The sequence below is a fragment of the Streptobacillus felis genome, assembly GCF_001559775.1.
Lineage (GTDB): Bacteria > Fusobacteriota > Fusobacteriia > Fusobacteriales > Leptotrichiaceae > Streptobacillus > Streptobacillus felis.
Genome location: NZ_LOHX01000338.1, coordinates 1 through 9,728, shown reverse-complemented (window position 1 = coordinate 9,728; position 9,728 = coordinate 1). Strand labels below are relative to the sequence as shown.

Here is a 9,728-nt window from a genome sequence, read left to right as displayed (position 1 = left end):
AGAGGAAATAAACGCAGATGATATTGTTGTAAGTACGTATAATAAAAATAACAAATCATCAAAATAATTTTAACATAAATTTAAGTTTTTACAAAACAAAATATTGTGCATTTGCTCTACACAATTATCAAAAAATAAAAAAAATTTGTGCATTTAAAATTTCCCATTACATGAAATTTTAAGTTTACTTTTTTTTATTATAATTTTATGATATAATTAAAAGTAGAGTTTAAAAGAGGTGATAACTTGAAAAAAATATATTTAGCAGGTGGATGTTTCTGGGGTATGCAGGGATATTTTAAAAGAGTTTTAGGTGTTGTAAATACTACAGTTGGATATGCAAATGGTAATACATCTAACACTAATTATAGAGCACTTAAGGAAACTGATCATGTAGAGACTTTAGAGATAGAGTATAATCAAAATTTAGTAAGGTTAGAAGAATTACTTTTAAGATTTTTTAAACTTATTGATCCATTATCACTTAATAAACAAGGTGGAGATATAGGTAGACAATATAGAACAGGTATATATTATGTTGATGAAAATGATGTTAATATTATTAATAAAGTTTATGATTTTATTGAAAATAAAATTGGAGAAAAATTAGTAGTTGAAAATGAAAAACTAAAAGAATATATATTAGCAGAAGATTATCATCAAGATTATTTAGATAAAAACCCTGATGGTTATTGTCATATTAATTTAAGTTCAGTATATGAACCACTTTTTGATAAAGAATATACTAAACCAGAAATAGAAGTTTTAAGAAGTAAACTATCTAATCTTGAATTTGAAATATCGCAAAATAGTGCAACCGAAAGACCATTTAGTTCGGAATTTGAAGATCATTATGAGGAAGGTATATATATTAATGTTGTTACTGGTGAACCATTATTCTTATCATATGATAAATTTGATGCTGGTTGTGGTTGGCCGAGTTTTACAAGACCTATACTTACTGAGACTGTAAACTTTTATGAGGATAATTCTCATGGAATGAATAGAATAGAAGTTAAAAGTGCTAAGGATTTAGCACACTTAGGACATGTATTTACTGATGGCCCTAAGGCTAAGGGATCTTTACGTTATTGTATTAATGGGTCAATATTAAGATTTGTACCAAAGGATAAGTTAGAAGAATATGGTTATAAAGAGTATATAGTTCTATTTTAAAGGAGGGAAAATGGCAAAAGAAATTTTAGAAAAATTAGAAGAAATTGAAAAATCAGCGAGAGAATCTTTTGAAAATTCTCAAAAAGATATTAATTCTAATATTGATAATTTAAAAAAAGATTTAGAAGTAAAATTTGTAGAAGAAGTAAAAAAATACAAAGAGGAATTACTTAATAAACTTGAAATAGAAAAAGAAGAGCTTAAAAAATCTTTAGAATACAAAATTACTGATATGAAGGATAAATCAGATAAATTATCAAGTAGCTTCCATGAAAAAATGGATACAATTTTAGAAGAAGTAAAAAATATAATAATGAAAGGATAAAATATGGCAATAGTAAAAGTTGAAAAGTTTAATTTAATAAGCTTTAAAAATGAGCTAAATGCCTTATTAAAACAACTACAAGAATTTGTTGAAGTAGACTTTAGAGAATTAGATTTTGATTTAAATAATTTAAAATCTGATAATAAAGAAGAATTAGAAGATAAGATATATAAATTAGAGTCTATTATCAAAAAAATGAGAAAATACTCTGTAAAAAAACCTTTATTACAAACACTTAAAGAAGGTAAAAAGGAATTTAATTATCAAGAATTAGAGCAATATATAAATAGTGTGGATATAGAAGCTGTAGTTGAAAAAATTAACCATATATTCTTTGAAAAAGATACTAAAATTAAATCTAATGAAATTTTAATTAATGAAATCAAAGAATATGAAAAGTGGGAAAAACTTGATATTACAGAAAAAGATTTAAAAAGATTAAAAAATGTAGATGTTAATATAGGGAGTATGTCTTTAAAGAATTTTGAAAAATTTAAATTAGAAAATTTAAGTTTTACTGAATTAGAAATTATTGATTATGGGAAAAAAGATGTAAACTTTATAATCTTTTCTGATAAGAGTCTTAATATTTCAGAAAAATTAAGGTTGTATAATTTTAATAAGTTAACTATTGATCTTAGTAAACTTCCAAAAGAAATTAAGAATGAAAAAATAGAAAGATTAGAACATAATAAAGAAGATATAATTAAATTGGAAAATGAGTTAAAAGAAAATGCTATACATATTGATGAAATAGAAGTAGCATATGAATATTATAAAAATATTTTACTTAAGGAAAATGTTAAAGAAATGTTTAAATCTACTGAAAAGCTTAGTGCAATTAGTGGATATATTCCATCTAAAAGAAAAGATGAATTTAAGGATAAAATAGAAGATGTATGTAAAGATAATTATTATCTAGAATTTGAAGAAATAGATGTAACTTCAAAAGATATTCCAATTAAACTTGCAAATAATGAAGTTTTAGAACCTTTTGAAACTTTAACAGCAACTTTCTCATTACCAAAATATACTGAAATTGATCCAACGTTATTAGTTGCACCATTTTTCTGGTTATTCTTTGGTATGATGATAGCAGATTTAGGATATGGTATAGTAATGAGTTTAATCTCAGGATTATCATTATTATTATTCAAATTTGATAAAGGGACTAAATCAGCAATTAAATTCCTATTTATGTTAGGGATTTCAACTATGTTTTGGGGACTGATTTATGGTTCACTATTTGGATATGAATTTGATAATCCACTACATTTTTATACACCAACTAGTAATTATCAACCAGTAATGGTACTTTCGGTAATACTAGGAATAGTACATATTTTTATAGCATTAGGTATTAAAGCCTTCTTATTAATTAGAAGTAAAAGATATTATGATGCTTTATGTGATGTAGGTTTTTGGATAGTTACATTAGTATCTACAGGATATTTTATTTATGCTAAATTTACAGGTATTAATACTAATATGGTAACTATAGCAAAATATGCTATGATAATATCTATGTTATTAATAGTAGCAACAGGTGGTAGAGAAGTTAAAAAGCTAGGCGGAAGAATAGGTCTTGGAGTTTATTCCTTATATGGTATTTCAGGATATATGGGAGATTTAATTTCATATGTAAGACTTATGGCTCTAGGATTATCTGGAGGATATATTGCCTATGCTGTAAATATGATAGCATCTATGATGGGAAATAAATGGTATATGTTAATCTTTGTTGCTTTAATATTTGTAATAGGACATGGATTTAATTTATTCTTATCAATATTAGGAGCATATGTACATACAGCAAGATTAATTTATGTTGAGTTTTTCTCAAAATTCTATGAAGGTGGAGGAAAACCATTTAAAGATTTTAAAATAAAAGAAAAATATATAAACATTAAGAACAATTAGGAGGAAAAAATGATAAGTTTAGAAGCATTATTAGCAAATTTAGGACCAGCTTTAGGATATTTAGGAGCAGCACTTGCTGCAATACTTGCAGGAATTGGATCTGCAAAAGCAGTTGGAATGGTTGGGGAAGCAGCTGCAGGAATAGTAATAGAGGAACCAGAAAAATTTGGGAAATCATTAATTTTACAATTATTACCAGGTTCACAAGGATTATATGGATTCGTTATAGCTTTATTAGCATCTGGAAAAATTACAGGTGCAACTACAGTTTCACAAGGTTTAGCAGTATTAGTTGCATGTTTACCTATAGCTTTTGTTGGTTTACATTCAGCATTAGCACAAGCAAGAGTTTCAGTTGCAGGTATTACTATATTAGCAAAAAATGAAGAACAACAAGTAAAAGGTATAGTTTATGCAGTAATGGTTGAGATTTATGCACTTTTAGGATTAGTAATATCAATAATATTATTAAATAATGTAGCATAGGAGAATAATAATGATATCAAATTTAGAAAACATTATGTCAAAGATAAAAGCTGATAGTAAAGAAAAAATTGCTATTATTACAGAAGAAGCTAATAAAAATATGACAGCCTTAAAAAATGAATTTGAAATAAATCTTAAACATGAAAAAGAAAGCATTGCTAGAAAATTTGAATCTACTAAAGCATTAGAATTAGAAAGAATAGTTTCAGGTGTAGAATTAAAATGCAAAAACATTTTATTACAAACTAAACAAGAATTAATTTCAAAAGTTTTAGATAAACTAAAAAATAATTTAGAAAACATATCTTTTGATGAGATGAAATCATTTTTAATGGAAAATCTTTCAAGAAGAACTAAGAGTTTTGAAGGTGAAGAAATATTAGTACCAGAAATATTTGGAAGTTTATCAAATATTTTACCTAATATTAAGGTTGATAAAAATGTAAAAAATGGCTTTATAATAAAACATAAAGGTATAGAAGAAAACTTTAGCTTTGATAGTTTAATAAGACATAAAAAAGAAGAGTTAGAAGAAGTAATACAAAAATATTTTGAATAAGGAGAATGAATATGAATAGAAATGATTTCATTTTGCCTGTTTCTATTGTAAAAATTAAAGAAAAAAAATTATTAACTGAACAAAAATTAATTAGAATGATTGAAACAAATACTTTAAAAGATATTCTAAAAACTTTAAATGACACTGAATATGCATTTGCTATGGCTGGTGTTACAAGTGATGAAATGTATGAAGAGATATTATTCAATGAAACAAAAAGAGTTTTTGAATTTGTAAGAGAATTAGCTAAAGATGAGCAAGGTATAGTAGACCTGATAGCTTTAAAATATGAATATCAAAATCTTAAATTAAGACTTAAGAATGATTATTCAAACTCTAATCTTGAAAAACACATTTTAGATACTGGAATAAAAAGACAAAATTTAGAAAAAAATCTTTTATTAGCAAGTAAAGAAAAAGATTTACAAAAAGCATCAATTTTACTTGATAAAATGTACTTAGAAGATATAGATAAACTTTCAAAAGAACTTAGCGAAGATATATTTAAAGAATATAGTAAGATAGTTATAGATAAGTACAATTTTATTACTTTTTTAAGACTTAAAAAACAAAATAAGAATATTGATTTTATAGAAAATATTTTTGCAAATGGTGGTAGTATTGCTAAAGAAGAATTAATTAAAATATTTGAAAATGATACATACCTACCTTTATTTAAAAAGAATACTATAGCTAAATATTGGGATAAATTTGAAAAGGATAGAAATATTTCAGATATTGAAAAAATGTTTGATAATATGGTAATAGATCTTGCATTAAAATATAGAAATGTTACTATAGGTCCAGAACCAATATTTACATATATTATTGCAAAAGAATATGAAATGAAAGCACTTAGATTAATTATGTCTGGAAAATTAAATAATATAGATCCAGAAGTAATTAAAGAGAGATTGAGAGGTGTTTATGTATAAGATAGCTGCAATAGGTGATAGAGATACTGTAATATCTTTTAAAGTCTTAGGTGTAGATGTATATAGTATAGACAATTTTGATAATGAAGAACTTAGTATACAAAAAATTAAATCTACTATAGATTATTTAGCAAGCAATAATTATGGAATAATATTTATTACAGAAGAGTATGCAAAAAGAGCAGAAGAAGTTTTAGAAAGATATAAAACAGAAGTTCTTCCTATGATTACTTTGATACCTAATAATGGTGGAAGTATAAATTTAGGAATGTCAAAAATTGATGAAAATATAGAAAAGGCAATAGGAACTAATATCTTTTAATGAAGGGAGAAAATACTTTGCAAGGTAGAATAGTAAAAGTTTCAGGACCACTTGTAGTTGCTGAAAATATGCAACATGCTAATGTATTTGACATGGTAAAAGTTGGTAATGATAAACTAATAGGTGAAATAATAGAAATGAGAGGAGACAGAGCCTCTATACAAGTATATGAAGAAACTACTGGAATTGGTACAAATGAACCTGTAGAAACTACAGGTATGCCTTTATCAGTTGAATTAGGACCAGGATTATTAGAAAATATGTTTGATGGTATACAAAGACCTCTTGATAAAATCAAACAGAAAGTTGGAGACTTCTTATTAAAAGGTGTAGAAGTTAACGCATTAGATAGAGAAAAAGTTTGGGAATTTGTTGCAACAAAAACAGTAGGTGATGTAGTAAGTTCAGGATATGTATTAGGAACAGTTCAAGAAACTGAAGTAATCACACATAAAATAATGGTGCCTGTAGGAATAGAAGGAACTATAAAAGAAATTAAAAGTGGAAATTTTACTGTAGAAGATACTATAGCAGTAATAGAAACTTCAAATGGTGAAGTTAATGTAAACATGATACAAAGATGGCCAGTAAGAAAAGGAAGAAAATATGCTAAAAAAATTAATCCAGATGAACCTTTAATTACAGGACAAAGAGTAATAGATACATTTTTCCCTGTATCTAAAGGTGGAACAGCTTGTGTTCCAGGACCTTTTGGATCTGGTAAAACAGTAGTTCAACATCAATTTGCTAAATGGGGAGATGCACAAGTTGTTGTTTATGTAGGTTGTGGAGAACGTGGAAATGAAATGACAGACGTTTTAATGGAGTTTCCTGAAATTATAGATCCATTAACAGGTAAATCTTTAATGCAAAGAACAGTGTTAATAGCAAATACTTCAAATATGCCAGTTGCTGCAAGAGAAGCTTCAATTTATACTGGTATAACTATAGCAGAATACTTTAGAGATATGGGATACTCTGTTTCTATAATGGCTGATTCAACATCACGTTGGGCTGAGGCACTAAGAGAAATGTCTGGACGTTTAGAAGAAATGCCAGGGGATGAAGGTTATCCAGCATATCTTTCATCAAGAGCTGCAGATTTCTATGAAAGAGCAGGTAAGGTAGTATGTTTAGGTGAGGATGAAAGAATAGGAGCACTTACAGTAATTGGTGCGGTATCACCTCCAGGGGGAGATATTTCTGAGCCAGTTTCACAAGCAACTTTACGTATAGTTAAAGTATTCTGGGGATTAGATGCACAACTTGCATATAGAAGACATTTCCCAGCAATCAACTGGTTAAATTCATATTCATTATACCAAACAAAAGTTGATGAATGGATGGATAAAAATGTTGATGATAACTTCTCAAATAATAGATCTATGGCTATGAAGTTATTACAAGAAGAAGCAGGATTACAAGAAATAGTAAGACTTGTTGGTAAAGATACTTTATCATTTGAAGATCAATTAAAACTTGAAGCTGCAAAAAGTATTAGGGAAGATTATTTACAACAAAATGCCTTCCATGAACAAGATACTTATACTTCGCTTGATAAACAAAACAAGATGTTAAATATGGTTTTACATTTCTATAAACAAGCTAAAAAAGCTTTAGAGAAAAATGTATATGTAAATGATATATTAGAACTAGAAGTTAGAGAAAAAATTGCTAGAGCTAAATATTTATCAGAAGAACACATTTACAAAATTGATGAAATTAATAAAGAAGTAGATGAAAAAATTAATGAACTTATCTCAAGACAAGGGGAGGTAATGTAGTGATTAAAGAATACAAAACAATTAATGAAATAGTTGGACCATTGATGACTGTAGAAGGTGTTGAAGGTGTTAGCTATGATGAATTAGTGGAAGTTGAAACACAAACTGGAGAAATAAGATTAGGTAAAGTTTTAGAAGTAAATGAAGATAAGGCAGTATTACAGTTATTTGAATCTCCTGCAGGAATTAATATGAGAGACTCTAAAGTTAGATTCTTAGGAAGACCTTTAAAATTAAGAGTTTCTGAAGATATGATAGGAAGAGTTTTTGATGGATTAGGTAGAGAGAAAGATAATGGTCCTAAAATTGTTGCTGAAAAATCTTTAGATATTAATGGTCTTGCATTAAATCCAGTTGCAAGAGATTATCCGTCTGAATTTATTCAAACAGGAGTATCAGCTATAGATGGATTAAATACTTTAGTAAGAGGACAAAAATTACCAATATTTTCTGGTTCAGGATTACCACATGCTGAACTTGCAGCACAAATTGCAAGACAAGCTAGAGTATTAGGTGATGGAGAAAAATTTGCGGTAGTATTTGCTGCAGTAGGTATTACATATGAAGAAGCTGAATTCTTTATTGAAGATTTTAAAAAGACAGGCGCAATAGATAGAGCTGTTCTATTTATTAATTTAGCTAATGATCCTTCAGTAGAAAGAATAGCTACACCAAGAATGGCTTTAACTTGTTCAGAATATTTAGCTTTTGAAAAAGGTATGAATGTTTTAACGATAATTACAGATTTAACAAATTACTGTGAGGCATTAAGAGAAATTTCTGCAGCAAGAAAAGAAGTTCCTGGTAGACGTGGATATCCAGGTTACCTATATACAGATCTTTCTACACTTTATGAAAGAGCTGGAAAATTAAAAGGAAAACCAGGTTCTATTACACAAATACCTATATTAACAATGCCTGAGGATGATAAAACACATCCAATTCCAGATTTAACAGGATACATTACTGAGGGACAAATAGTACTTTCAAGAGAATTATATAAAAAGAATGTAATGCCTCCTATAGATGTTTTACCATCATTATCAAGATTAAAGGATAAAGGTATAGGTAAGAATAAAACTAGAGAAGATCATGCAGATACTATGAACCAATTATTCTCTGCATATGCAACAGGTAAAGAAGCTAAAGAATTAGCAGTAATACTTGGAGAATCTGCACTTTCAGATACAGATAAACAATTTGCAAAATTTGCAACAGAATTTGAAGAAAAATATGTTGGTCAAGGATTTTCTTTAAATAGAAGTATCATTGATACTTTAGAATTAGGTTGGGACTTACTAAGAATATTACCTAAAAACGAATTAAAGAGAATTAGAGATGAATATTTAGAAAAATATCTTGAAAAAAAGGATAATTAATTATGGCTAGATTAAATGTTAATCCAACTAGAATGGAGTTAAGTAAACTTAAAATTAAGTTGGTCACAGCAAAAAAAGGTCATAAATTACTTAAAGATAAGCAAGATGAGTTAATGAGAATTTTTATAGAAACTGTAAAACAAAATAGAGATATGAGAAAAATGGTTGAAGAAAAATTGACTAGATCTTTAAAAAACTTTGCAATTTCAAAATCATTAATTTCAGAAACTTCTTTTGAAGAAGCAGTTGCAGTTCCAAAGATTAGTTATGAAGTAAATGTAGAAAAGAAAAATGTTATGAGTGTTAGAATACCTCAAATATCATTAGAAAAAAATGGAGATGAAAATGACATTTATCCATATTCATTTGCTTCTACAAGTTCAGAACTAGATATGGCTGTGGAAGATTTAAGTTTTGTAATGAAAGATTTGTTAAAGCTTTCAGAAATTGAAAAATCAGCACAGTTAATGGCAGATGAAATAGAAAAAACAAGAAGAAGAGTTAATGCTTTAGAATATATGACTATACCAACTTTAGAAGAGACTATTAAGTTTATTAGAATGAAACTTGATGAAAACGATAGAGGTGCAATTATTAGGCTTATGAAAGCTGGTATAAAAAATTAGATTTATACATTGAACAAAATTTCAAAAACACATTATTTTTTGCAAAAAAATTTCAATATTGACATTGACTTTATTAAAAGTTGAGGTATAATATAGGTATAGAAATATTTTTTATTAGGAGAGAATAAATGGCAGAAGTAATTTTAAAGAACGTTGAAAAACAATATCCGAATGGATTTAAAGCAGTACATGGAATAAACTTAGAAATAAAAGATG

Annotated in this window: 10 protein-coding genes; all 10 read left to right on the top strand. The window is 27.1% G+C overall.

What is annotated here, in order from left to right; genetic code table 11:
* Nucleotides 1-246 precede the first annotated feature (246 nt).
* Nucleotides 247-1,176, top strand: coding sequence for a peptide-methionine (R)-S-oxide reductase MsrB (gene msrB / locus AYC60_RS07945; RefSeq protein ID WP_067323336.1), 930 nt, complete (start codon nt 247-249; stop codon nt 1,174-1,176).
* A gap of 10 nt (nt 1,177-1,186) precedes the next feature.
* Complete coding sequence (locus AYC60_RS07940) at nt 1,187-1,501, top strand: hypothetical protein (RefSeq protein WP_067323333.1); 315 nt, start codon at nt 1,187-1,189, stop codon at nt 1,499-1,501.
* A gap of 3 nt (nt 1,502-1,504) precedes the next feature.
* On the top strand, nt 1,505-3,421 hold the full coding sequence (locus AYC60_RS07935; RefSeq protein WP_067323330.1) for a V-type ATP synthase subunit I: 1,917 nt from the start codon (nt 1,505-1,507) through the stop codon (nt 3,419-3,421).
* A gap of 9 nt (nt 3,422-3,430) precedes the next feature.
* On the top strand, nt 3,431-3,907 hold the full coding sequence (locus AYC60_RS07930) for a V-type ATP synthase subunit K (protein WP_067323327.1): 477 nt from the start codon (nt 3,431-3,433) through the stop codon (nt 3,905-3,907).
* A gap of 10 nt (nt 3,908-3,917) precedes the next feature.
* The gene (locus tag AYC60_RS07925; protein WP_067323324.1) at nt 3,918-4,466 is read left to right on the top strand and encodes a V-type ATP synthase subunit E; all 549 of its coding nucleotides are present in this window, start codon (nt 3,918-3,920) and stop codon (nt 4,464-4,466) included.
* 11 nt (nt 4,467-4,477) lie between these two features.
* On the top strand, nt 4,478-5,401 hold the full coding sequence (locus AYC60_RS07920; protein ID WP_067323321.1) for a V-type ATPase subunit: 924 nt from the start codon (nt 4,478-4,480) through the stop codon (nt 5,399-5,401).
* On the top strand, nt 5,394-5,723 hold the full coding sequence (locus AYC60_RS07915) for a V-type ATP synthase subunit F (protein WP_067323317.1): 330 nt from the start codon (nt 5,394-5,396) through the stop codon (nt 5,721-5,723). The genes AYC60_RS07920 and AYC60_RS07915 overlap by 8 nt, the downstream gene beginning before the upstream one ends.
* Before the next feature lie 68 nt (nt 5,724-5,791).
* Nucleotides 5,792-7,507 carry a V-type ATP synthase subunit A gene (locus AYC60_RS07910; protein WP_414162590.1) on the top strand — a complete coding sequence of 572 codons (1,716 nt, stop codon included), beginning with the start codon at nt 5,792-5,794 and terminating at the stop codon, nt 7,505-7,507.
* Nucleotides 7,507-8,886, top strand: coding sequence for a V-type ATP synthase subunit B (locus tag AYC60_RS07905; protein ID WP_067323311.1), 1,380 nt, complete (start codon nt 7,507-7,509; stop codon nt 8,884-8,886). Before AYC60_RS07910 ends, AYC60_RS07905 begins: the two co-directional genes overlap by 1 nt.
* 2 nt (nt 8,887-8,888) lie before the next feature.
* Nucleotides 8,889-9,512: a V-type ATP synthase subunit D gene (locus AYC60_RS07900; RefSeq protein ID WP_067323308.1), complete on the top strand. Its 624-nt coding sequence runs from the start codon at nt 8,889-8,891 to the stop codon at nt 9,510-9,512.
* Nucleotides 9,513-9,728 lie beyond the last annotated feature (216 nt).

What these genes read in the sequence shown, in the direction of transcription:
- AYC60_RS07940 (WP_067323333.1), top strand. Translation starts at nt 1,187, where the DNA reads ATGGCAAAAGAAATTTTAGAAAAATTAGAAGAAATTGAAAAATCAGCG.
- AYC60_RS07935 (WP_067323330.1), top strand. Translation starts at nt 1,505, where the DNA reads ATGGCAATAGTAAAAGTTGAAAAGTTTAATTTAATAAGCTTTAAAAAT.
- AYC60_RS07925 (WP_067323324.1), top strand. Translation starts at nt 3,918, where the DNA reads ATGATATCAAATTTAGAAAACATTATGTCAAAGATAAAAGCTGATAGT.
- AYC60_RS07920 (WP_067323321.1), top strand. Translation starts at nt 4,478, where the DNA reads ATGAATAGAAATGATTTCATTTTGCCTGTTTCTATTGTAAAAATTAAA.
- AYC60_RS07910 (WP_414162590.1), top strand. Translation starts at nt 5,792, where the DNA reads ATGCAACATGCTAATGTATTTGACATGGTAAAAGTTGGTAATGATAAA.
- AYC60_RS07915 (WP_067323317.1), top strand. Translation starts at nt 5,394, where the DNA reads ATGTATAAGATAGCTGCAATAGGTGATAGAGATACTGTAATATCTTTT.
- AYC60_RS07900 (WP_067323308.1), top strand. Translation starts at nt 8,889, where the DNA reads ATGGCTAGATTAAATGTTAATCCAACTAGAATGGAGTTAAGTAAACTT.
- AYC60_RS07930 (WP_067323327.1), top strand. Translation starts at nt 3,431, where the DNA reads ATGATAAGTTTAGAAGCATTATTAGCAAATTTAGGACCAGCTTTAGGA.